Raw genomic sequence first — 24,429 nt, forward strand, 5'->3', positions numbered from 1 at the left:
ATATTTTTGTAATAGCCCACTTAATGTCGTTAACTTAATAATTGTTCTGTCCTTCCCGCGCAGGCGGGAATCCATTTTTGTGTAGGTACAGTGCAAGTGTTAAGATAAATTTCCGCCTGTTCGAAAATGACAAATCTTTAAGTTAAAGCTATTACCTGATCTATTAGCTGAATGTAAGCTACAATAGACCTCTTTCCTAACCCGTTAGGCAACAGGTCTATTTACCTATTGCTCCCCGTTATCTACATCCTACGCTTAAAATACTTCTTTTTGTTCTTCTTGTGATGTAGCAAAACTTGATGTATTTGCTGGGCCTTCTTCATTAGGTACATCTTGTTCTCGAAAGTACTCAACAATACTATTGTCTTGGTTTTGTTTAGCTAATAATCCTGTTTGAGGATCAATACGTACAGCAACAATATTCTTTGGTTGTGGGAGCGCTCGTTCCGGTATGTCTTGTAAAGCAACTTTCATGAAGTCTATCCACATAGGTAAAGCAATACTAGCTGCATATTCATGAAGCGAGTGAGGCGCATCATAACCAACCCAAGTTGTTACCACTAAATCTGGTGTAAATCCAGCAAACCAAGCATCAACTTGATCATTGGTTGTACCTGTTTTTCCAGCTAAATCTTGGCGGTCAAGAATATTTGCAGCATGTGCTGTACCATGTTGCACAACACCTTTTAAGGCCGAAGTCATAAGAAATGCTGTATCGGCAGGGATTACTCGAGGCGCTTGAGAAGAAGAATCAGGTGTAGCATTTTGTTCGCAATCTTGTTGGCAAACTTTAGCAGGCTTTGCTTGCAATAGTACCTCGCCTTCATTATCGGTAATATGATCAATTAAATAGGGCTCAATTTTATAACCACCATTAGCAAAAACAGCATAAGCTGTAGTTAATTCCATAGGACTAACAGATAAGCTGCCGAGTGCTAAAGATAATCCTCTAGGAAGATTTTCTTTATGGAAACCAAAGCGAGAAACATAGTTAATAGCGTAATTAAGGCCTAAATCATCTAATACCCGAATAGAAACCATATTTCGCGAACGTACAAGCGCTTCTTTAAGTCGCGTTGGACCGTTAAAAGTTAAGGTATCATTGCGTGGCCGCCATAAATCTGGTTGACTAGGATCCTCAACAACAATAGGTGCATCATTAACTAAAGTTGCTAATGTATAACCCTTATCTAAGGCAGCGGCATAAATAAACGGTTTGAAGCTCGAGCCTGGTTGTCTATTAGATTGAGTAGCCCGGTTAAATTTACTTTTATCAAAATTAAAGCCGCCAACTAGAGCTAAAAGGGCACCATCATTAGGATTTAAAGCGATTAAAGCTGCTTCAATTTCAGGGATTTGACTTAGAAACCATTCATCTTGTTGTTTTCTTACATAAACAATATCACCTACTTTAAGGATTTGTTTAGCATAAGTAGGTTGTCTGCCAACCCAGCCTTTTCTAAGCGCAGGTCTTGCCCAAGACATGCCAGACCATTTTAAATTAAAGTCTTCATTAAACCGGGTTAACCCTTGTGCTTCTTGATTATCAATATTTAGAATGATAGCAGGTTCTAGGCCGTTAAAAGCAGGATAATTTAGAAGGTATCTATTTAATGATTCTTTTGGCTTGCCTTGTATATCAATATTACTAACAGGGCCACGATAGCCATGACGACGATCATAACTTAGTAGGTTTTCAGCTACAGCTTGATTAGCCGTTAGCTGATAAGGTGCTTTGATTGTTGTATAAACATTATATCCTTTGGTATAAGCAGCAGGACCAAAGTGATTATAAAGAGATTGACGAATCATTTCAGCAACATAAGGTGCCGGGACTTCTACTTTAGCACCATGATATTTAGCTGTAATAGGTTGATTAAGCGCTTCTTTGTATTGCTCTTCAGTTATGTACTTTTCTTCAAATAAACGTTCTAAAACATGATCGCGTCTTTTGCGAGCTGCAGCTGGATTGACAATAGGATTTTGTGTAGAAGGGGCTTGCGGCAACCCTGCAATCATAGCCAATTCAGCTAAATTTAGATCCTTTAATGACTTCCCATAATAAACATTAGCAGCGGCGCCTACACCATAAGCACGGTTACCTAAATAAATTTTATTAAGATAAAGCTCTAAAATTTTTTCTTTACTTAACTCGCGATCGATTTTAATGGCTAATAAAATTTCATTAAATTTACGTAAGAACGTTTTTTTGCGACTTAGAAAGAAATTACGTGCAACCTGCATGGTAATAGTACTACCACCTTCTGCTTTAGTCCCTGTTTTAAGCATTTTTAAAGTAGCTCGCCCCAGACCAAAGATATCAACGCCAGAGTGTTCAAAAAACCGTTGATCTTCCGTGGCAAGTAGAGCATAAATAAGCATTTTAGGAATTTCTTCATAAGTTACGGGGATACGCTTTTTCTCGCCATACTCTTGAATTAATTTCCCATCTTGAGTGTAAATTCGCAAAGGAACTTGTAAATGCACCGTATTAAGAGATTCAACATCAGGTAATTGGCTTGCTAGGTATAAATAAAGAAAGCTTATTCCAATAGTAATTAGGAAAAATAGGCTTAAAAGAGTCCATAAACCTTTACGCCAGAAGTAAATCGCTTTTTTCATATTAGATTAGTGTAATTTGGTACAATTATATTGAATTTGCGATTATAGCGCTATTTCGTACAATTTTGCGAACAATACTGTATATTTATAGGGAAAATATACTTAAATTTTAAAAAATTATTTCTTAACTAATTTTAAAAAATAGTCATAGAAAATAATGTAAAAATAAAATCCAAGTCTAACCAATGCTGTTTTGATATTTATTTTATAAAATAGAAGCCTCGGATTGAGGCTTACAATTTAATTTAGAAGATTTTTTTTATTATTGCGTGTCTGTATTACTATTTCCCGGTGAAAATGTTGATGAACGAGGTAATGCACCTGTAGTAGGGTTACCTAAATAATTACGCCCAAAAATACCGGATGTGTTTGTTTGAAAGAAACTTGGTGCAGTAGGAAGAATTAGGCGATTATAAAACGGTAAATTAGGCTGTTGTTTCTTTTCTTCTAACTTACTAGTTATTTTTTCCTCTTCAGGTTGTTTAATATCTAAATCATCAATTTCTTTTTGGGCGAAATTTTGTTCATCTAAATGTTTTGCTTTTAATTCTCTATTTTCTTCTTCAAGCTTGCCAATCTTTCTTTGCGATTTATGTTGTATATCTTCTAAATTATGAATTTGCTGTTTGGCAGCTTCTAATTCTTCTTTAAGCATTTTAATCTGGTTGGTTAAAGAACTAATTGTTTCGTCTTTTGCAAGATTAGTTTTTTTATCATCTAACTGAGTTGTCTCGAAAAAATTGATTGTTTTTTGCAACTCTTTAGATTTTTCCTCTTCTTGAGTTAAGGACAATTGTAATTTTTCATTAGACTCAACGGTATTTTTTAACGCTAGATTTAAGGAGTGTATTTCTTCTTGAAACTGGCTTTGCTGCTTGGTTAAAACAGGTACCATTAAAATACCTTGATGTTCGCTAACAAGTTTTTCAATATAAGCACTCACTTCCTCATTGCTTTTAGCGCTGATATTATTTATTAAATAATCTGTTACAATAGTACCCATACCAGAAAGCTTACTGGTTTTACTAAATGTCCAATTACTAATAAACCGTGGTGTGTTCTTTGTAATATTGTTATATTTTAATTCTATCTCATCTGTTTTACTAATATCTAATAATTCAAAAAGTGTAATTAAAAAATTATTTAAAACTGATTTTATTGATGCTATTTCTTGTTCATTAAGAGGGGCATCTTGTTCACATACTTTTTTTAATTCCTTAATGACATAAAGAAAATAGTCTAAACAAGGTCGTCTAGTGTCATATTTAACTTTTGTATCAATGATATTTATTAATTCTTTAATCATTTCATCATGGGGCTTCGCTAAAATTTCGTCAGCTGGATAGCTTGTTTTTGGTGGCTGTGCTTCAGCATAATGTATAATCACATGGCCTAGCTTGCTCATAAAGTCTTGTAAACGTGACATAATAACTCCTTTACGTGATTACAATGGTTATTTCCACTTGTTTACACACTATATTTAATAGAAACGTAGAGGGCAACCCTTGAACAGTTTAAAAATTAAAAAATTAGTATGATTATTAAATCATTAAGTTAATTTAAAATATTAATTTTATAATTCTCTAACTAAAGCTTATTAATCTAATAATTGTTTTAGAAGGATTTCTTTTTTACATCGCATAAGCTAGCATGCTATATATACATATGGAGGTGGAATCAGTGTTTAATCTTAGTTCTAAATGCCCTCCTATCTTAGGAATAGATATTAGCTCAACGGCTATTAAAGTTGTTGAAATGTCAGGAAAGGAAGGCCATCGTATAGTTGAAGGATATGGTTACCAGCCTTTGCCGCCTAATACAATGGAAGGGCACGCCATTAAAGATGTTGATGCCGTTGGTCGAACTATACAAGATATTATTAATCGTAACCGTTTAAAAGCTAAGCTAGCTGTCTTATCTTTGCCTGATTCGTTAGTCATAAGTAAAGTTATTCAAGTTAACGAAGGATTGAGTAATTTTGAAATTGAAGAGCTAGTAATTATGGAAGCTGATAAATTTATTCCTTTCCCCATTGAAGAAGTAAATATAGATTTCGAAATTCTAGGTCCTGCAGCTAGAAATACAACGCTACTCGATGTGCTTGTAGTTGCGTCACGTTCAGAAAATGTAAATACCCGAGTTGAGGCAGCGAGCAAGGCAGGATTACAGGTCAAAATTATGGACGTTGAATCCTTTGCAATTGAGAGAGCGTGTAAAGCAGACTCCCTTGTGGAAAATAAAATTACAGCTGTCATTGATATTGGTTCTTTATTTGCTAATCTTTTTGTTTTAAAAAACAATGAAATTATTTTTACTCGAGAAGAAGAATTTGGGGGTAGCCAGCTAATTGAAAATATTAAGCAACATTATCATATTTCTCATGAGGAAGCGCTGCAGTTAGTAACTCAAACACAAGTGCCAGCAGATTATCAGGAAGAAATTATTAACCCTTTTTTAGAAACATTCATACTTCATGTAAAAAGGTCATTACAATTTTTTTATTCAACAAGTAATTACTCAATTGTTGATCAAATTCTATTAACGGGTGGCGTGGCTAAAATAGCCCATATTGAAAAAAAAATAGAAGAAGAAATAAAGATACCGACCTTAAAAGCAAATCCTTTCTCTTCTTTGACTTTAGGAAGAAAGTTAAATTCTGAGTATGTTAATAGTGATATGCCATTATTAATGATTGCTTGTGGATTAGCCTTACGAAATATTGGTAAAGCGTTATGACAAACATTAATCTATTACCATGGAGAGAATTACGCCGAGAACAAGAAAAAAGAGAATTTCGTACTTTAATGTTAGGCGCTGTTTTGATTGGAATAGGTATTGTAATCCTTATAAATTATTACGTACAAGATTTAAATAGCAGCCAAACCGCACGGAATCAGCGCCTGCAGGATGAAATTAATACGTTTAATCGACAAATTAGAGAGATAAAACAGCTTAAACAAGTTAGAAGTGAATTAATTTCACGTATGAAAATTATTCAAGGTTTACAAGCAAAGCGTACTTTGACCGTTCATTTATTTGATGAGTTGATTAAAGTAGTCCCAGATGGAATTTATCTTACTGACCTAAAGCGGGTAGGCGATAAAATTACGGTACAAGGGTATGCAGAGTCAAATACAAATGTGTCAATTTTAATGCGAAATATTGAACAAAACCCATGGATACAGGACCCAGTCTTAACAGAGATTAAAAAGAGTAAAGAAGCGACAATAGTTAATAATGAATTTACTTTAAGCTTCGTTCTTCAATCGAAAAACCCTTCATGATGAATAATTTAAATTTAAATGAGTTAACATTAGAAAACGTAGGACAATGGCCACCAGTAGTAAAGTATTTGGCGGCATTATTATTAACAGCTATTATTATTGGTTTTGGCTATTTATTTCTAATAAAACCTAATTTAGAAACCCATGCTAGCCTGTTAAATCAAGAACAAACTTTGCGCGCAGAATTTGAGCAGAAGCAGCGCTTAGCAGCTAACTTAAATGCCTATAAGATTCAATTACAAGTAATGAATGAGCGGTTTGGTGCTATGTTAAGGCAGCTGCCAGCAGAAAATGAAATGCCAGGTTTATTAGAGGATATTTCAAAAACGGGGATAGCAAGTGGTTTAACGTTTGAAAGTTTTGCGCCTCAAGCTGAGCAAAAACACGATTTTTATATTGAGCTACCAATTAAAATTGCTGTGGTAGGTAACTACCATCAACTAGCTGTATTCATCAGTCGAATCATACAAATGAGTCGTATTGTTACATTACATGATTTTGAAATTAAGCCGCAAATGGATGAAAAACAAAAAAAACCCATAGGGGATTTATTGGTAATGCATTTAACAGCAAAAATTTATAGATACAAAACTAAATGAAAAGACAAGGCTGGATAATTTTAATATTAATACTAATGTTATCGTCTTGCTCAAGTGCAAGAGAGGATGACTTAGATCAATATATTAAGGAAGTTAAAGCACGTAAGGTGAATTCTATTGAGGCCTTACCTACTTTTATACCGCCTATAAAGTTTGCCTACCCTGAAATTGATAATCGACGTAGTCCATTTAAACAAAAGGAGGTCGTCGTTGTTACTGTGGATGAATTGGCCCCAGATACTAAAAGGCCAAAACAACGTTTAGAACAGTTTGCTTTGGATGCGTTAAAATTTGTAGGTACGTTAGAGCAGACCCCTACAATATGGGGTTTAATTAGCCTTCCTAATGGTGAGATTGTACGCGTTAGAGCTGGTGATTACATGGGGAAAAATTTTGGTCAAATAACTCGGATTACACCGACTGTACTTTCTTTAGAAGAAACAGTTAGGGTTGCAGGGAAATGGCAAAAAAGGAAAATTGATTTTAATTTAAATGCAGGGAAATAGGAGTTGCATTTTGCGTAAAGTTATTTGGGCAGTGGCATTGTTTATGTGCTTTTGTAGCGCTTTGTTTGCTAAGGAAAACACGTTAGTGGGTTTAAAGGTCATCCCCTTACCCAGTGAAAGAGTAAGAATAGATTTTGTATTCAATGAAACATTAACCACATTACCAACAAATTTTATTACTAAAAAGCCAGCACGCTTAGTGCTTGATTTCGCTAATACTAAAAGCTTACTTGATCAAACATTAGTTACTAAAAAAATTAATCTTGGAGCACTTAGTGATTATGTTATTGTTTCCGTTGATAATCGCGTGCGGGCTATTTTTAATTTATCAACATTAGCTATTTATTCTGGTTATGTTTCTGGCAAGGTATATACACTAACATTAAGCGGTAAAACAACGTCTGGCTTTGAACAACGGAAAGAAATTTTTATTACGCATAGGCCAGTTAAAGCCCATTTTACTATAAATAACGTCGATTTTCGCGGTATAGGTAACCAAACAGGTCGAGCAATTGTTGATGTATCTAATAGTAGTGTGCCTGTTGAAGTTACGCAGCGGGGTAGAGATGTTGTGGTTGATTTTATAAGTACACGTATCCCTGAGCGGTTAATGAAACGTTATGATGTCGCTGATTTTCAAAGCCCAGCTAAAACCATGACATTTCGGCAAATAGGCAAGAAAACTCGGTTAGTTATTAGAAATAAAGGAGATTATGGTCATTTTGCCTACCAGGTAAATAAGCAATTTTTTGTTGATATTTTTCCATTAACCGCTGAAGAAATAAAACAAGCCAAATTAAGAAAGCAAGTATATACCGGCAAATCTATTTCTTTAAACTTTCAAGATATTTCTATTCGTGCAGTGTTGCAGTTACTGGCGGAATTCAGCGGTTTTAATATTATCGTAAGCAATAATGTAGATGGTAAAATCACGCTACGTTTACATGATGTTCCTTGGGATCAAGCACTAGATATTATTCTTAAAACCAATAATCTTGATAAGCGACAGTCAGGTAATGTTATTTTTGTTGAAAAAGCAGAGGATTTGTTAAAAAGAGAACAGGCAGAGCTTAAAACGCAACAAACGGTAATTAATTTAGCGCCTTTGCGTTCTGAATTACTACCTTTAAATTTTGCTAAAGCAGCCGATATTGCTACTCTTTTAAAAGATAAAAATACGTCTCTCTTATCAAAGCGAGGATCGGTTAGTGTTGATGCACGTACCAATACTATTTGGATTCAAGATACAGGAGAGCAGATTGAGCGAATTCGCGAACTTGTAAAACAGCTCGAAATCCCTGTGAAACAAGTCCAAATTGAAGCACGTATTGTTAATGTGACGCGTGAAGCGATTAGAGATTTAGGGGTACGATTTGGCATTTCTCGTCCTCCTCATTTAAGTGGAACATTAGAAGGGGCTAATCAGCTCGCTGCAGGGGTACCGCCGGCTGAAGTCATTCCATTAGCTGATCGGTTAAATGTTGATTTAGCAGCACCTGTTGCTAATCCTGCGTCGATTGGTATTGCGCTAGCTAAGCTTGGTGATGATATTTTATTAGATTTAGAGCTCTCCGCCTTAGAAAGCGAAGATAAAGCAGATATTATTGCAAGCCCACGTCTAATGACGACTAATCAGCAAGCGGCGATGATTGAATCAGGTGAAGAAATCCCTTATCAGGAGGCAACTTCCAGTGGGGCTACAGCTGTCGCCTTTAAAAAAGCAGTCTTGAGTTTAAAAGTAACGCCTCAAATTACTCCTGATAATAAAATCCTTATGGATTTGCAAATTAACCAAGATTCACCCTCGGGCCGGCTAGTTAATGGCGTACCAGCCATTTTAACCAAGCAAATTCAGACTAGTGTTTTAGTAAACAATGGTCAGACAGTTGTTTTAGGAGGCATTTATCGCCAAGATAAAAATAATACGATAAATCGTGTACCTTTTTTAGGCGAATTACCAGGGCTTGGTGCTTTATTTCGCAACAAACATTCTAGAATTAGAAATGAAGAGTTGCTCATTTTCATTACTCCAAGGATAATAACGGATAATTTGGCTATTTTGGCCGTAAAAGGGCAAGGTATAGGGTTAGATAAGTTTGGAAAGCCAATTAATGTTTATAAATAAATCTCTTGAATAAATAAAAAAAGAGTTAATAATTTGCACCTTAGTCGCAACATAGCGCCACTATTTTTTATATTTAGTAATTTACAAATCATAATTTATAATAAAAAATGAGCCTAAAGTTTTGGACGTGAGCAAAATTGAGGTGATTTAATATCGGCTTTAGGTATTATGTTAATCAAACAGAATTGTTAATGTACAATTCTCTATTAGCAAAGAGGTATGTGATTAAAAATGAGCATAGTTAAAGTACGTAATATTTTTTTAATTGGGCCTATGGGAGCAGGTAAAAGCACTATTGGCCGTACTTTGGCAAAAGAGCTCAAATTAGAGTTCTTTGATTCTGACGAAGTAATTGAAGAACGTGCGGGGGCTGATATCTCCTGGATATTTGATATTGAAGGTGAGGAGGGTTTTCGCAAGCGTGAACAGAAGGTAATTGATGAATTAACGCAAAAAACAAATATTGTATTAGCTACCGGCGGAGGGGTTGTGATGACCCCAGAGAATCGTAATGCGCTTGCTGGCCGGGGTACAGTTATTTACCTAAAAACGTCTCTTCAGCAGCAGTTCGAACGTACTAAGCGTGATACAAAAAGGCCGCTTTTACAAACAGATGATCTAGAAAGTCGTTTAGAGATGCTACGAGATGAGCGTGAGCCTTTTTACGAAGAGTTGGCAGATATTAGTTTTGAGACAGATAAATTAACTGTTAAAGCTGTTGCCAACAATATTATAAAATATATTTACGGTGAACTTTGATTTGCTTTATACATTAAAAGTCAATTTACCAGGACATGATTATTCTATTTTTATAGGCAATCAACTTTTATCAGATAAAAGTAACCTACTGGCAGACCATATAAAATCAAAGCAGATTATGGTTGTTACAAATGAAACAGTAGCTCCTTTATATTTAGAGCTTGTACAGGGTTTGCTTGGTAAGCGGCAGATCGATAATGTTATACTTGCCGACGGTGAAGAATACAAAAATCAACAAAGTCTTTTCCAAATATTTGATGCATTAATGGAAAAAAAGCATCATAGAGACACAACTATTATTGCTTTAGGAGGCGGCGTTGTTGGGGATATTGCAGGGTTTGCAGCCTCAGCTTATCAAAGAGGTGTTAACTTTATCCAAATTCCCACAACGTTACTGTCTCAAGTAGATGCATCAGTAGGTGGAAAAACTGGAATTAATCATCCTTTAGGTAAAAATATGATTGGTAGTTTTTACCAGCCGCAAGCTGTTATTATCGATCTAGCTGTTTTAAATACGCTACCTTTAAGAGAATTTCGCGCAGGGCTTGCTGAGGTTATTAAATATGCCATCTTAGAAGGCGGTCAGTTTTTTACTGATGTAGAAGAGGCCTTACAAAAAGGTTTAAGCTATCATTCATCTGAGCTTGCAGAAATTATTTATCGTTGTTGTCAAATAAAAGCAGGCTATGTACAGCAAGATGAACGAGAGGCAGGGGTTAGGGCTTTATTAAACCTAGGCCATACCATAGGACATGCTCTTGAATCTTCTACTCATTATCAACGTTGGTTACATGGCGAAGCAGTAGCGATTGGCTTATACTGTGCTGCTTTATTATCTCATCGGCTTGGAGAAATAAACTGGGAGACTGTTAAACAGATAGATAATTTATTATATTTAGCAAACTTACCTAGACGGATACCAAAAGATATTAATCTGGAGCATTTATACATGCTATTAGCAACAGACAAAAAAATTAAAAATAATACGTTGCGCTTTATTGTAATTAAAGAAATTGGAAATTGCTCTCTTGTAAGTGATATTAACGGACTAATAATTCAAGAAGTTATGGCAAGCGCAGTAGGAGATTAGTAAGATGTTATCTAATTCTCATGAAGCCTTTATACCTTTGCAAGCTACAACTACTTTTTTATATAAACCTCATAATTGGTTAGCTAAGATTAATTTTATTAATCACCTAGTTTTATTTAATGATTTGATAATTGTTGTCATGGCTGAGCGAGGCGGTGGTAAAACATCATTTGTGCATTTATTACAAGAAAATTTAGACCTAGAAATAAATGTAAATCTTATTGACGCAAAAACACCTTTAGCTGAGGCACAAATTTTAACTGAGTTAGAAAAATTTTGTAAGCAGCCTAAATGTATTAAACCGCAATTAAGCGAATTAGTTAAAGAAGTTAATACGATTAAAAAGCATATTTTAATTATTATTGACAATGCTCACTGCCTAAAGGAAGATTTTTTAAAAAGTTTGTTAGAAGAAGTAAGAAAATATCAACATAATTTTTTTCATATTTGCTTGGCAACAGATTTTTCACTAAATCCACTGCTTAATTCATTACATAGTGATTCTTATAAAGATTTAATCCACACAATTGAACTAGGACCTTTAAGTAAAAAAGAAACGAGAAAATATCTATTAAAAAAATTGCCTGTATCTAGAGGGATAAGTAAAAATTTAACTGATAAGTGTCTAAATGAATTTTATAATTTAACCAGCGGCCAAATTGCTCAGATAAACGCCCATTTAGATGCTTTTTTTAAATTAAATAAAACAAATCAGTTACCTTTATTAAAGTCTATTAATTTCATGGGTGGTTTATTTTTCTTAGCGTTACTTATTGCCTATGTAGGAAAGATTAAATTTAAGACGTATGAAACTTCAGCCTCACAATTTTCTAATTCTTTTAAACCTATTTTAGTTGCAGAGAATCAAAATATTATACAAGAGCCATTAGTGCAAAATAATCAAGTTACTATTTCAACTAAAAAATCAATAGACCAGGCTTTAGAACAATTTTTTATCAATGAAGAAGTTTCATCAGCCTATGTTAATCATTTGCATTTTATTAATGAAGAAGTGAGTAAAATAGCGCAAGCTGTTCTTATAGAGGAATCTGAATTATCCTTTTTGAAATCTAACTTACAGCCAATAAATAATTTTTTTGAAACAAAATTAGCTCCTAACACGATGCCTGAAAATTCATATTTTACAATCCAATTAGGCGCTGGACCTGATAAAGAAAAATTAAAGCATTTTTTATTAAAGCACATGATTTCGGATGCTCAAATTAACCATGTTAAGCTAAATGGAAAAGACTGGTTTATTGTCACTTTAGGTCAATATAGTCAAGTTAAACAAGCAAAAATGGCATTAAATCATTTAAATCCCAAACTTTTAAAACTTAAACCTTGGGTGAGAAAACTACCTTCGACTTCTCTTTCATAGCACTACTTTTTGGAACGGTTTTCATGGCTTGTTTCATACGTTTTAAACCATGTTTTGTACGAGTATGTTGTAATATCTTAAGCCAGCTATAATAACCATAAAGTGCCATGAAGGTATAAAGTGTCATTAACAAAGCATGAAAAGGAATTTGTTTTTGCCAATATAAATAAGCATAAATTGCATCAGTAAAAAACCAAATTAACCAAGTCGCTATAAACTTATAACACATGAGCCACTGACCTACTAAACTTAGTGACGTTGTAAGAGCATCAAGTGTCGCTATATCTGAATTTGTAAAGTAAATTAATGCAAAATAGATAGTTAAAAAGAGGGCGCTAATAGCGATTAAAAGTAAAAGCCATTGATTCAAGTTTAAGGTAAGAATTGATTGATAGCTATTTTTATTTGTATGACGCCAATAAAACCAACCATAACAAGTGGTAATAAAATAAAATAATTCTAACACCATATCAGCGTAAATTCCTTTCTGCCAATAAAGCCAACTATTTAAGCTTATAGCTACTAAGCTGATTAACCATGCAGAACTATGTAAGCGAATAAAATAAAAGGTTGCTAAAAATGAAGTAATGGCACCAAAAATATCTAAAAACATAACTAAATCCCTACGACGGCATGACCCGAACAGGTTCAATGGGTATAGTCTCAGCCTATAAATAAATTACCTAAAACTAGGTAGGTTTATTAAGAGGCACCCCTTAAGCAGAAATGTAACAAAAATTAGGCAATAAAAGCAAATAGTTAAATGAAAATTTCATTAATTTCTGATAGGCTTATATTATAGGAATTTAAGGGAGATTAGGATGTATAAAAGAGTAATGTTTGCCACTGATTTTGACGAAGTGGGTATTAAAGCTGCTCAAAAAGCGAAGAAAATTGCTGATGAAAATAATGCTGAGCTACTATTAGTTCATGTGGTTGAGCCTATTCCAGCTTATGCTTATCCAGGTTTTGCAGGCTTTGCAGAAGTAGAGGTTTCTATTCGTGAGCAAGCTGAAAAAGAATTAGCTTCACTCGCTAGAATGTTAGGTGTCGATGAGGCACATTGTATGATTGAATATGGCTCAACCAAAAATGAAATTTTGCGGGTGGCTAAAGAAAAAAATATTGACCTTATTGTAACTGGTAGCCATGGTAAACATGGGCTTGCATTACTATTAGGCTCAACAGCCAATGCAATTTTGCACGGCGCTGAATGCGATGTGTTGATCGTAAGGCCGGTTACCGATCAAACTTAATCGCCTAGATTCCGCGAACAAGTCGCGGAACGTAGGCGGAGGTTAGAAAAGTTAACCTCCTTGGCTTTAAAAACAGTAACAAGGCTATTCTTTTATCTATGTAGGCTGCTTTCTACCTATGTGAGCTATTCCTCTATCTCTAGATTTACCCTATACCTACGTTCCGCGGCTTGTCCGCGGGATCCATAGGCAGCGTTAGATTCTAGGTATAGCGAATAAATCGAGGCACGTAGGTAGGTAAAATTAGGTAGAGCTCAATGCATTAGTAATTATTATTCTGCCAATAAGGCATCAACTTTAGCAGCGCAAATAAAATCATTCATTGTAAGGCCCTTTAGCGCATGAGTCATAAAATTAACATGACAATAGTTATAACCAACTTCTAAATCCGGATGGTGGTTTTCAGTATTAGCTATCCAGGCTAAGGCATTAACAAACGCCATGGTTTCATAAAAATTATGAAACTTAAGAGAACAAGTTATTTTTTTATTATCAGTTGAAACTTGCCATTTACTATTAAGTTGAGGCATTAAATTACTTATTTGTTGACTATTTAGAGCTTCTCCAATTCCTTCACAGGATTGGCAGTGTTTTTGTTTTAATTCGCTGTTCATAAGGTATTCCTCACTTTCTAAGAATAATTGCTAAATTTTTAAGAAAATGTGTATTTTGTTCAGGTAAACCTACACTTACTCTTAAATGATTAGGGAGATTATAATTATGCAGTGGCCTAACTATAATTCCTTCTGCAAGTAATTGCTCATAAATAGGTAAACTATTTTGACCACAATCAAAGATAATAAAATTACCCGCCGATGGAAGAAACTGCAGATTAAGATCGGTTAATCTTTGCTGCATCTGCTTTAGTTCCTGCGCGTTTAATTTGATTGTTTCGGCAAGAAAGCTTTCGTCTTCTAGCGCTGCATTACCCCCGGCTAAAGCTACTTGATTAACAGTAAAAGGTAGTTGGATTCGATATAACAAATTAATTATATCTGGATGCGCTACTGCATAACCTAATCTTAAACCAGCAAGCCCATAGGCTTTAGAAAATGTTCTAGTAACCACTAAATTAGGAAATTCAGAAAGTAAGCTAAGTGAAGCTCGTTGGTTAGATTGATAAGCATATTCATAATATGCTTCATCAATAACTACAATAGTTGAATCAGGAACATGCTTAAGTAAATAATGAATTTTTTCTAAGGGAATAAGTAAGCCAGTGGGGTTATTAGGATTTGCGAGAAAAATTAAAGAAGTGTTTGCATTAGCCATTTTTACCATGGCTTCAATATTAACTTCCCAATTTGGTAGTAAAGGACTTATTTGTACTGGCACGCCTAAAGTTTGAGCCTGAATACTATAAGTAATAAAAGCATACTCATGAGTAAGCATGGATTTATTTTTATGCAATCCAAAAACTGTAAGAAGTAAGGAAAATAATAAATCAGATCCATTACTTAAGATCAATTGATTTTCAGTAATAGCCAGTTTCTCACTTAACTTCTTTTTAAGTGGATGGCTCCCGGCTGCTGGGTAGCTAGCCATTTTTGCTATTGCTAGTTGCGTAATAGCTTCTTTAACTTTTAAACTACAACCTAGCGGATTTTCATTACTAGCAAGCTTAATAATTTCGCTTAAGCCTTTTTCTTGCCCCAGCTCCTCAATAGATTTTCCAGGTACATAAGGTTTTAAATTTCTTATACCATCATGCGGCAGTTGCTGATAATCACAAGGCAAAACATTCTCCTTTGCTCAATACTTTAAGGAATGCTGCTCATCTTACTTAAGAAATACTAGAAAGGGAATGCTCAGTATCTAACAAATATTTCTTGCTTATAAGTTAAGAAAAAAGCTATTCTAAGCGCGCAATTTCAAACCTCAATAATGGATTACGGTATGCAACGTGGATTTTCACTCATCGAAGTGCTTGTTTCTCTATTTATAATAAGCGCAACTATTTTTTCTCTTATTACTCAGCAATTACATCATTCTCTGTTAAGCAATGAGATTTTGAGACAGTGGACTAAGTTTGTTAATACAACAAATTTAATAGAGCAGCCACCGCCGCAAAGTATAAAAGTCTCATAGCGTTCCTACTTAGTTTCAGACAAGGCACAAGCTCGTCCAGTGCATGAGTGTACAACTAAAAACTAAGTACATGACTGAGCTAAGCGAGCTTGTAGCGTAGCGGGAGACGCAAGAGATAATAATGTGCAGTCCCCTGCTAATTAATTATTTTAATTTAACTTTGTAGGAAGTTAATAAAATATCATCAATAACTTGCGAAATATAAATAATGATGAAGCAACATGGTATAAGCTTACTTGAGCTAATGATAAGTCTTTTCTTGTTTTGTTTATTAATAGAAATTATCACGCAATCGTATCTAAATAGTAAGCAGCAATATCTAATAACTCAAAAAAAGCTAGATAATACATTTGATATTCAATTAGTAAGTCAATTAATTAGAGCGAGTATTAGAAGTGCAGGATTTACACCATGTCTAAATAGCGATTATTTGATAATGCAGGATAGGCGCAACAGCAGCAACTTACAACTGCCATCTATTCAAATTAAAGGTAATAGTTTAACTATTAGACATATGAGTGATAATTTTTTTACAGTCAAGCGCCAGTTAGATTCACAACATTTATTAATTACCAATAATAGAATATTAACTAAAGGAAACGATGTGTTAATTGCCGATTGTGTACACGGCGAAGTTCACGAACTAAACTCAGTTGAGCATACATCATCAGGATTATTAGTTGGTTTAAAAAAGCCACTGTCTTTTCATTACATCTCACCTATGTATATAGGTAGTTGGCTAGAGGAGAAATTTTTTACCAAGACTGACAAGTATGGGGTAGAGAATTTATTTTATAAATTAAAACATGCTGAACAATTAACATCTCTTGTTAATCATTTTTCGGTAAAAATGTTAAAGGAAGGAAGATATCGATTTATCGATGTTATTTTAGATATAGGCGATAAGGCTATTAATTTACATACTCGAGTACGAACATCGTGCGGCAACGGGGCATAATTTTACTAACAACGGGGCTTATGCTAAGTCTCGTCATGTTACTGTTTTTAGCGCAAATAGAGCTAATTAATTTACATCAAAAAGCACATAACCAATTTATCAATCGTGCGCAAATACTTCAACATTTAGAAAATATTGCTTTCCAGTTAATAGATAAAATTAATCTCCACAACGTCAATAGTCTGTCTTGTACAATTAATAAAATGGATCCCAATAAAGTAATTAATTTAGTAAAAAATCAGCAAGTTGGTTGTTTTATAGCGGACAGTACTTATACTTATAATTATGTAATTGAAGACCTTGGTTTGTTTAATTGTATAAGAATGAAAAGTAATAATGGTGGCATTTATTCTACTAATCAATGGCGTCTAACTATTGCCTTACAAGCATCGAAAACCTCGGTTTTACAATTGCGTTTTGCTAATATAAATTCCTTAATATTTAAGAAATGTAAGGAACCTATAATTATTGAATCTGATGTTTTAAGCTGGCGCAATCTAACTTAATTGTTGTATAATGGTCTTTTTTTGATTAATTTGAACTTTTTATGATTAGATTAATAAAGCAGTGTTTAATTTATTGCACAATATTTTCTTTTTCGATCCTACAAGTATATGCGGATTCTGATGTTATATCCTTGTTTCCTATCGAACATTATGATCAAAATATTTCCTCCTGGATTAAGCCTTCTAATCCTAATTACGATAAACCCTTATTAAGCCAAAATATACAAAAGCAGCGTATGAAGCAATTTTATGAGCATAGTTTTGGCGAAATGTCTCCTTGGAGCGCTACTTTTGTAAATCAAATATTACAGCAAACAGCGCCTTATAATATAAAGGGATATGTTAAAAATTTAATGGATGAATTTAATAATGAAGGTAAGGATAGTAATCACATTGGTTATGGCGAAAATTTTAGACCCTATACCAGCAAATGGGTAACTAAAATTGCGCAAAATATTGATTTAGATCAATTAGATAATTTAACTTATCACAGTAATAATCGCGGTATTGCTATTGATAATTTATATGCACGTTCTCTACCAACTAATGATGTCTACTTTTATCATCATAAAATTCCCGGTCAAGGATACCCTTTCGATAACTTACAACAATCGGCTCTTTGGGCAGGAACACCCGTTTATATTTTAGCGCAGAGTAAAGATGGCGCTTGGTTATTAATCCTTACGCCTGAGTACATTGCTTGGGTTAACAGTAAAGGGATTGCTCGTACAAATAATGATTTTGTGACTAAATGGCAAGCAGCAGCTCAAAATAAAATGGCTGCTATCATCCGTCCTGATACACAACTTTTAAATGAAAAAAGACAATTTTTGTTAACTAGTTATCCTGGTGCGGTTTTTCCTGCTCATCAGGACAAGAACACCTTGCGTTTATTAGTACCGGTTGCTAATACTAAGCGCCAGGCATTAATTAAAGAAGCAACAGTTACAAGTAAACAGGCAGTTATTATGCCGCTTGTTGCAACGCCACATAATTTTACCAAAGTAATGACTAACCTTATTGGCAGACCTTATGGCTGGGGCGGCCTTTATTTTTATAATGACTGCTCAGCTGAATTAAAAAATCTATTTGTGCCATTCGGCATCTGGTTGCCACGTCATTCTTCGCAGCAAATTCAAATGGGTAGGCAAGTAGATTTAAGCCTTTTACCCGCAAAAGATAGGTTAGATTTCCTTGCAGCTCAGGGTAAGCCTTTCATGACTATTGTTTATGTGGGCGGCCATGTGGTTTTATACATTGGGACATTGCCTAATCCCAATAACCCATCTGTATCTATGATAATGACCTATCAAAATATATGGGGATTAACACCGCACTTAGGCGATAGACGTGATGTCATTGGTGGTTCAGTATTATTCCCACTACTTTTGGCATATCCAGAAGATCCAAACTTAATATCTCAAGCGGGCAAACCGTATTTTCAAATAGCCTATCTTGATGAAATGCCTAATTTATCTACAGAATTTAATAAAATTGATATCAAAACTCTAATGACTGCGAAAGTAAAACAATATTAGAGATTATTGGCAAAATCTCAATGATCCGGTTAACTCCATATGTATGTTGGGCCCCGGGCCCAACAATTGTCCGTTATTATTAATTCTAAGCGTAGGCCAATCTCGATTCTCACCATTTTAAGTAAGAAAAACTATAAAGAACGTCATTCTTTTATTGACTATGGTTTAATCTCTAATCATTCAGGAGTGGTATAAATATTGCTATAAATATAGTATTCACTAAGGTAGCGTAAATAAATTTTATGATACGTTAAGCTTACTTAAGTAGGGATTAACTTATGAATCGTGAACAATTGGCTGAGTTTCCATATTGGCCCCATTTGATCACGTTGATCATTATTGCGTTAGCTTTTTTAGGCTATCGTTATTTTGCCTACTACGATACTCGTTCAAATGATTCCTATGTTTCCGCTAACGTGATTAATATGGCTTCGTTAGTGTCAGGGCCTATCAGTGTTTTATATGTACAAGAAAATCAATCAGTAAAAAAAGGTGATAAACTTATTGAGATTGATCCAAGGCCCTATCTTTATGCCCTAAATAAAGCAAGAGCGTCTCTTAATTTAGCTAAAATTCATTATGAGAATAAAAAGTTAGCAATAAAAATTGCTGAAGAAAAATTAAAACAAAGACAAGCTTTTTTAAGTTTAAGTCAAGATTATTTCAAACGCTTTAGTAAATTAACAAAAGAAGGCGCATTGGCAGAAATTCAGTTAGTGAATGTAATTGCGCAAATAAAAGAACATGAAGCAACGGTGTTAGCTGCAGCCCATAATCTTAGAATTGCTAGACAAAATTTTGATGATAATGAAGTTAAAGCAGCCCAAGCTATTTATGACAAAGCCCTATATTTATACCGAAACACAACCATTGTTGCACCCACAGATGGTCTTATAACTAATTTTAACCTTCGGGTAGGGCAGTATATAAAAACAGGAGAGTGGTTATTCGCTTTTATTGATACGCAGCAATGGTGGGTCGAAACGCGTTATCGTGAGACTGCGATAAGGCTAATTAAACCGGGTGATAAAGCTAAAATTTGGCTAGATATGTATCCTGGAAAAACTTTTCATGGACATGTGAAAAGTATTGGTTGGGGTATTAATCGGGTTCAGTCTCAAGGTGTTGCGCCTTCTTCTTTAGTGTATATGGAACCTACCGAAGATTGGATTCGAATAGCTCAGCGATTTCCAGTGCGTATTTATATAGATGACATAAGTCCTGATTACCCATTGCGAATTGGTGCCAGCGCAACAACGGTGACTTATCGATGAATAGGGTCGATTTTTTAAAACAATTTTGGCCACGTTCCTTAGAAAATCGAGCTGCCTTGCGTACTGCCGTAGGCATTGTCATAGCTGTTGTAATTTCTTATGCACTGCATTTTGAAAAGCCTTATTGGGCAGGCATGACAGTAGCAATGGTAGCTAATATTTATACAGGTAGTGTTATTGATAAAGCAATAATGCGTTTATTAGGAACATTTATTGGCGTTTGGGCAGGATTTTATCTTGCTCACTTTATCGTAAATAGTTTCTTGCTTTATTTCGTAATTAATTTTTTTATTCTTGCTGCCGCAACCTATTATTACAATTTTAGTCGTTACGCCTATGCCTATTTATTAGGAGGTATTGGTGCATTTTTTGTTGTAGGCCAGCTCGCTATGGACCCACAATCAACGTTTGATATTGCCATTTGGCGACCGGTTGAAATAGGGTTAGGGGTTATTGTTTCAGCTGTCGTTGCTCTATTTATTTTTCCAAATAGCTTAGGCAGTGATGTTGCTAAGGAAATAACCGCACTTTTTACTGCTATTGATTCGCTACTTAATAAAGTCGGTAGTTTGTATAAAGCATCTGATAAAGAACTCTCTTTAGAGTTTCGGCAGGAAAATATTAAAGTAAAAAAGAAGATACGTAAGACATCAGAATTAATTAGTTTTATGCATAGAGAATTTGATAATGATAAAAATAGAATTGATCAATTTCGTTTTTTTACAGCGTCTCTTGCCGATTTAAGACAAGCTATTGATTATTTTAATTCTCTAAGTGTAAGAAGTGAAAAAATAATCAGTGCAAATTTAATTAATTTAACAGACAGTTTATTTGCAACAGCTAGGCGTGATCTTGTGCATTTACATCAAGCCTTTATAGAAAGGAATGAAAAAGTTTCTTTAAAATTACCTAAATTAATTTTTAAGCTTGAAAATTTAGGCACATTAACAACTAAAGAAGAACTAGCAATTATTCATTTTTTTCGACAAATAAATACCGCTCTTCTTGATTCACAAAAGTCGTTATCAGGTATAAGTAAGCAGGGTCAGCCAACTAAACTAGTTAGTAATGAGCAGCAATTGCGTAATGATCCAGATGTTTTAATGCATAGTATAAAGGTAGGTTTAACAGCTTTAGTTGCATTAGCTTTATGGATGATAAGTGATTGGCCGGGTGGTTTGGCAGGTATTATTAGTAGTATTGTTATTTCAGTAAAAAGGAATTTATTTGAAATGAAAAATACCAGTATCTTGCGTTTTTTAGGTGCTTTAACTGGTGGCGGTATTACAATTTCAATTATGTATTGGCTACCTTTAAACTTTTATCTTTTGATCATGATTATTTTTCTTTGCGGTTGGGGATTTAGCTATCTTTACTTTAAATCTCCAGCTTATTCGTATTTAGGATTACAAGCGAATGTGGCCGTGCTAATCACGTTAGCACAAGCCGGTGGTCCGCCTGTTGAAGTAGCAGCACCTTTAGAAAGGCTAGCCGGGGTAATTATGGGAATTATAGCCAGTTTTATTGTAGGGAATTTAATTTGGCGTACAGATTTAATGGCTATGTTACAAAGGCAACTTAAGAAATTAAAAAAATATTTGTTTCATAATTGTGTAACAATTTTAACATTACGGACACACGGTGTTTTATATGATTTAATTAGCTTGTTCTGGTTATGCCGTAGTCTAGTCGATACCTTATCTAATGAAACTTTGCGTGCCGAAAAACAGGTCAAATTAGCTAACTATATAGATACTTTTAAGTCAGCAGTGTTATTGCAGATGTCCTTAAAAAATATATTAAATACTATTAATCAAGATCTAGCTGAACAAACAGCAGCTAAATTCGACCTAAATTTGGTGCCCCTTGAGCAAGCGGTCGCTGCTTTATATCAAGACCCTACCACTGTAAAAAATACTGATATAAAAATGCAATTAGAAGAAGCTATAACGACTGTGTTAGCCAGTAAAAATAAAGAAACGCTTTCCGTCACTGAAGAAGAAAATTTAGTTGCTTATTTACATGCACTAATTCGTTTAGTCGAAATTAGAAAAAATTTACATGCTGAAAGCTTGTAATGAAGATTTTAAATTATTTAATGCCACTCCACTAATCCTTTAGGCTTTTGTAGCCAATTTGAGTCAGGATATGGAAAAGCTGCATCAATCACATGTAAAGTGTAAGCATGTCTAGAATTAGGCGACAAATTAGCATTACTTTTATGAGGTAGGCGACCATGTAATAAAATGACACTACCTTGTTCAACTTCTAAAGGAATACAGTTTTCTTCTTGCCAAATTAGCCGATGATAGTTTTCAAAATAAATTTCATTGCCTTTACGAATCATCCGCTTACTTAAAGGTGTTGAAGTTGGGCTTGGAATCACTTCAAGACATCCATTATTTATAGTGGCGTCTTCTAGTGCAAACCAAAAACCTAAAATTTCACTGTTTTCTGCATGTAAATAAGTACTATCTTGATGTAAATTAACTTCGGCACCAATATTAGGTTGTTTAAATATATACATAGATTGCAACAAACTTGGTTTTTGAAAATTAAGCTGATGACAGATTTTCTTTAATCTTAAATCGTAAGAATGTTCTTTAAAAACGGGATCTAAATCATGTAAAGCATGACCAATTTTATTGAGAGATTTTTCTAAAGGCTGTTTTAACTGACCATCAGTGTTAAAAGAATCAGGTTCAAAAAAGAAATGAATTTTATCACCCGAATTTAAAAAATATTGTGTTTGTGCATGTTCATTAGTTTGGGTCGAAAAAATAGTGGTAGGGATTTCATGTTGTTGCTTAGTTAAAATCCAATGAATACGCTCTTTTAACGTTTCACAAATTGCTTGCGAGAAAAAGTTATTAATGACTAAGTAACCATTGTCGTTAAAAAATTCGATTTGCGAGCTAGATAAATCCATTTTTACAACCTAAATAGTAATAAAGTGCTTTATCATAATCAGCGAAAATTTTTTTAGCAATACTCCATAACGTCTCTAAAGTTTTTTACATATCAGCCAACCAATGGTAGGTTGGGCTAAACGAAGTGCAGCCCAATAAATTATAAAGATGCTATATACCTTATAATTAAAAATGTTGGGCTACGCTATGCTTAGCCCAACCTACTTATGTTGGCTCTATGCTACAATATGGCCAATGTGATTTATTGTTACCAGTTCATGATTAAAGTTGATGTTATTATTGTAGGGGCAGGCGCTGCTGGCATGATGTGCGCGATTGAGGCAGGAGCACGTGGTAGGCAGGTTTTAATTCTTGATAAAAGCAATAAGCCTGGTAAAAAGATTTTAATGTCAGGCGGGGGACGGTGTAATTTTACTAATTTATATGCCAGTCCAGACCAGTTTATTTCGCATAACCCACACTTTTGTAAGTCAGCTTTAAGCCGCTATACCCAATGGGATTTTATTGAACTTGTTAAACGCCATAAAATTGCTTTTTATGAAAAAACACAAGGACAGTTATTTTGTGAGGAAAAATCACAACAAATTGTTGATATGCTACTAGCGGAATGTAAAAAAAATAAAGTAACTATTCAATTAAATCATTCTATTCAGTCAATCAGTAAAAAAGATAAGCAATTCATTGTTCAATGTCAGCACGCTACTTATCAAAGTGATTCTTTAGTGATTGCAAGTGGCGGGCTCTCAATTCCTACTTTAGGAGCCAGTCCGTTTGGCTACCAACTGGCAGCGCAGTTTGGGTTACAGGTATATCCAACCCGGGCAGGCTTAGTACCCTTTACCTTACATGATAAAGATAAAGAGCAGTTATCCGCATTAACTGGAAATTCTCTTGATGGATCTGTGAGTTGCAATGATATATCATTTCAAGAAAAGGTGCTTTTCACTCACCGTGGATTAAGCGGGCCTGCTATATTACAAATTTCATCTTATTGGTTACCAGGTCAGCCTATTTTTATTAAATTTCTACCTGAACTTGATCTATATCAGGAATTGCTTCAAGCACAAATTTCATCTCCCGATAGTTATTTAAAAACGATATTAGGCAATTATACCGCCAAACGTATTTTGGACGTACTCTATAATAATTACCCCATAGATAAACCCATTAAGCAATTTAGCTCTAAACAATTACAAGACATTGCGCAAGTTTTGCAAAACTGGTCTATCAAACCGAATGCCACAGAAGGTTATCGTACGGCAGAAGTGACTTTAGGCGGCGTAGATTGCAATGAACTCTCTTCACAAACTTTTGAAACCAAAAAAGTACCCGGCTTGTTTTTTATTGGCGAAGTTTTAGACGTAACAGGTTGGCTCGGGGGATATAATTTTCAATGGGCCTGGTCTTCAGGGTGGGCAGCGGGGCAGGTTGTGTAGAAAACAAAAGTTTGCTTTCTCAGAAGTACTAATCATCTATCTAGGCATTATAATTGTAGTGAATATTTAGAAAACCT

At 34.5% G+C, this 24,429-nt stretch carries 22 protein-coding genes and 1 riboswitch; of the genes, 16 read left to right on the forward strand and 6 right to left on the reverse strand.

What is annotated here, in order from left to right:
• Positions 1-255: 255 nt before the first annotated feature.
• Positions 256-2,622, reverse strand: a complete 2,367-nt coding sequence (locus tag DYH30_RS03990) for a penicillin-binding protein 1A (protein ID WP_115330414.1) — start codon at positions 2,620-2,622, stop codon at positions 256-258.
• A gap of 262 nt (positions 2,623-2,884) precedes the next feature.
• Positions 2,885-4,048 (reverse strand): hypothetical protein, encoded by a 1,164-nt coding sequence (locus tag DYH30_RS03995; RefSeq protein WP_115330415.1) that lies wholly within the window; start codon positions 4,046-4,048, stop codon positions 2,885-2,887.
• Positions 4,049-4,302: 254 nt separating this feature from the next.
• On the opposite strand from DYH30_RS03995, the gene pilM reads away from it, so the two are divergent.
• The 8 genes from pilM (at position 4,303) to DYH30_RS04035 (ending at position 12,366) form a co-directional block, all read left to right on the forward strand.
• Entirely contained in the window at positions 4,303-5,358 is a 1,056-nt protein-coding gene (gene pilM / locus DYH30_RS04000; protein ID WP_242604708.1) for a type IV pilus assembly protein PilM, read from the forward strand.
• On the forward strand, positions 5,355-5,906 hold the full coding sequence (locus tag DYH30_RS04005) for a PilN domain-containing protein (RefSeq protein ID WP_115330416.1): 552 nt from the start codon (positions 5,355-5,357) through the stop codon (positions 5,904-5,906). Before pilM ends, DYH30_RS04005 begins: the two co-directional genes overlap by 4 nt.
• Positions 5,906-6,505 carry a type IV pilus inner membrane component PilO gene (locus tag DYH30_RS04010; RefSeq protein ID WP_115332493.1) on the forward strand — a complete coding sequence of 200 codons (600 nt, stop codon included), beginning with the start codon at positions 5,906-5,908 and terminating at the stop codon, positions 6,503-6,505. The genes DYH30_RS04005 and DYH30_RS04010 overlap by 1 nt, the downstream gene beginning before the upstream one ends.
• Before the next feature lie 35 nt (positions 6,506-6,540).
• Positions 6,541-7,011 carry a pilus assembly protein PilP gene (locus DYH30_RS04015; protein WP_244917898.1) on the forward strand — a complete coding sequence of 157 codons (471 nt, stop codon included), beginning with the start codon at positions 6,541-6,543 and terminating at the stop codon, positions 7,009-7,011.
• A gap of 10 nt (positions 7,012-7,021) precedes the next feature.
• Entirely contained in the window at positions 7,022-9,136 is a 2,115-nt protein-coding gene (locus tag DYH30_RS04020; RefSeq protein ID WP_242604707.1) for a type IV pilus secretin PilQ, read from the forward strand.
• A gap of 231 nt (positions 9,137-9,367) precedes the next feature.
• Complete coding sequence (gene aroK / locus DYH30_RS04025) at positions 9,368-9,895, forward strand: shikimate kinase AroK (RefSeq protein ID WP_115330418.1); 528 nt, start codon at positions 9,368-9,370, stop codon at positions 9,893-9,895.
• Positions 9,885-10,985 carry a 3-dehydroquinate synthase gene (gene aroB / locus DYH30_RS04030; RefSeq protein ID WP_207385773.1) on the forward strand — a complete coding sequence of 367 codons (1,101 nt, stop codon included), beginning with the start codon at positions 9,885-9,887 and terminating at the stop codon, positions 10,983-10,985. Before aroK ends, aroB begins: the two co-directional genes overlap by 11 nt.
• Before the next feature lie 4 nt (positions 10,986-10,989).
• Positions 10,990-12,366, forward strand: a complete 1,377-nt coding sequence (locus DYH30_RS04035) for an AAA family ATPase (protein WP_115330420.1) — start codon at positions 10,990-10,992, stop codon at positions 12,364-12,366.
• Here DYH30_RS04035 and pnuC read toward each other — a convergent pair.
• Positions 12,323-12,979 carry a nicotinamide riboside transporter PnuC gene (gene pnuC, locus DYH30_RS04040; protein WP_115330421.1) on the reverse strand — a complete coding sequence of 219 codons (657 nt, stop codon included), beginning with the start codon at positions 12,977-12,979 and terminating at the stop codon, positions 12,323-12,325. The two genes, DYH30_RS04035 and pnuC, sit on opposite strands and share 44 nt — an antisense overlap.
• Positions 12,969-13,093, reverse strand: a riboswitch (TPP riboswitch). Its footprint overlaps the gene before it by 11 nt.
• Positions 13,094-13,187: 94 nt before the next feature.
• On the opposite strand from pnuC, the gene DYH30_RS04045 reads away from it, so the two are divergent.
• Positions 13,188-13,622: a universal stress protein gene (locus tag DYH30_RS04045; RefSeq protein WP_115330422.1), complete on the forward strand. Its 435-nt coding sequence runs from the start codon at positions 13,188-13,190 to the stop codon at positions 13,620-13,622.
• 272 nt (positions 13,623-13,894) lie between these two features.
• On the opposite strand, the gene DYH30_RS04050 is transcribed toward DYH30_RS04045, so the two are convergent.
• The gene (locus tag DYH30_RS04050) at positions 13,895-14,236 is read right to left on the reverse strand and encodes a 4a-hydroxytetrahydrobiopterin dehydratase (RefSeq protein WP_115330423.1); all 342 of its coding nucleotides are present in this window, start codon (positions 14,234-14,236) and stop codon (positions 13,895-13,897) included.
• A gap of 10 nt (positions 14,237-14,246) precedes the next feature.
• On the reverse strand, positions 14,247-15,359 hold the full coding sequence (gene hisC, locus DYH30_RS04055) for a histidinol-phosphate transaminase (protein ID WP_115330424.1): 1,113 nt from the start codon (positions 15,357-15,359) through the stop codon (positions 14,247-14,249).
• A 159-nt stretch (positions 15,360-15,518) separates the two neighbouring features.
• On the opposite strand from hisC, the gene DYH30_RS04060 reads away from it, so the two are divergent.
• The 6 genes from DYH30_RS04060 (at position 15,519) to DYH30_RS04085 (ending at position 22,064) form a co-directional block, all read left to right on the forward strand.
• Positions 15,519-15,710 (forward strand): PulJ/GspJ family protein, encoded by a 192-nt coding sequence (locus tag DYH30_RS04060; protein WP_160116149.1) that lies wholly within the window; start codon positions 15,519-15,521, stop codon positions 15,708-15,710.
• 208 nt (positions 15,711-15,918) lie between these two features.
• Entirely contained in the window at positions 15,919-16,668 is a 750-nt protein-coding gene (locus DYH30_RS04065; protein ID WP_115330426.1) for a PilW family protein, read from the forward strand.
• A gap of 20 nt (positions 16,669-16,688) precedes the next feature.
• Complete coding sequence (locus DYH30_RS04070) at positions 16,689-17,174, forward strand: hypothetical protein (RefSeq protein WP_131740655.1); 486 nt, start codon at positions 16,689-16,691, stop codon at positions 17,172-17,174.
• 41 nt (positions 17,175-17,215) lie between these two features.
• Positions 17,216-18,712 (forward strand): SH3 domain-containing C40 family peptidase, encoded by a 1,497-nt coding sequence (locus DYH30_RS04075; RefSeq protein ID WP_115330428.1) that lies wholly within the window; start codon positions 17,216-17,218, stop codon positions 18,710-18,712.
• Between the two features lie 278 nt (positions 18,713-18,990).
• On the forward strand, positions 18,991-19,986 hold the full coding sequence (locus tag DYH30_RS04080; protein WP_115330429.1) for an efflux RND transporter periplasmic adaptor subunit: 996 nt from the start codon (positions 18,991-18,993) through the stop codon (positions 19,984-19,986).
• On the forward strand, positions 19,983-22,064 hold the full coding sequence (locus DYH30_RS04085) for an FUSC family protein (RefSeq protein ID WP_115330430.1): 2,082 nt from the start codon (positions 19,983-19,985) through the stop codon (positions 22,062-22,064). Before DYH30_RS04080 ends, DYH30_RS04085 begins: the two co-directional genes overlap by 4 nt.
• Before the next feature lie 17 nt (positions 22,065-22,081).
• Here the strand turns inward: DYH30_RS04085 and DYH30_RS04090 are convergent, their stop codons facing one another.
• Positions 22,082-22,915 (reverse strand): phytanoyl-CoA dioxygenase family protein, encoded by an 834-nt coding sequence (locus tag DYH30_RS04090; protein ID WP_115330431.1) that lies wholly within the window; start codon positions 22,913-22,915, stop codon positions 22,082-22,084.
• 258 nt (positions 22,916-23,173) lie between these two features.
• Here DYH30_RS04090 and DYH30_RS04095 point away from each other — a divergent pair, with 258 nt between their 5' ends.
• Complete coding sequence (locus DYH30_RS04095; protein ID WP_115330432.1) at positions 23,174-24,352, forward strand: BaiN/RdsA family NAD(P)/FAD-dependent oxidoreductase; 1,179 nt, start codon at positions 23,174-23,176, stop codon at positions 24,350-24,352.
• Positions 24,353-24,429 lie beyond the last annotated feature (77 nt).

The sequence above is a fragment of the Legionella busanensis genome (assembly GCF_900461525.1).
Taxonomy (GTDB): domain Bacteria; phylum Pseudomonadota; class Gammaproteobacteria; order Legionellales; family Legionellaceae; genus Legionella_C; species Legionella_C busanensis.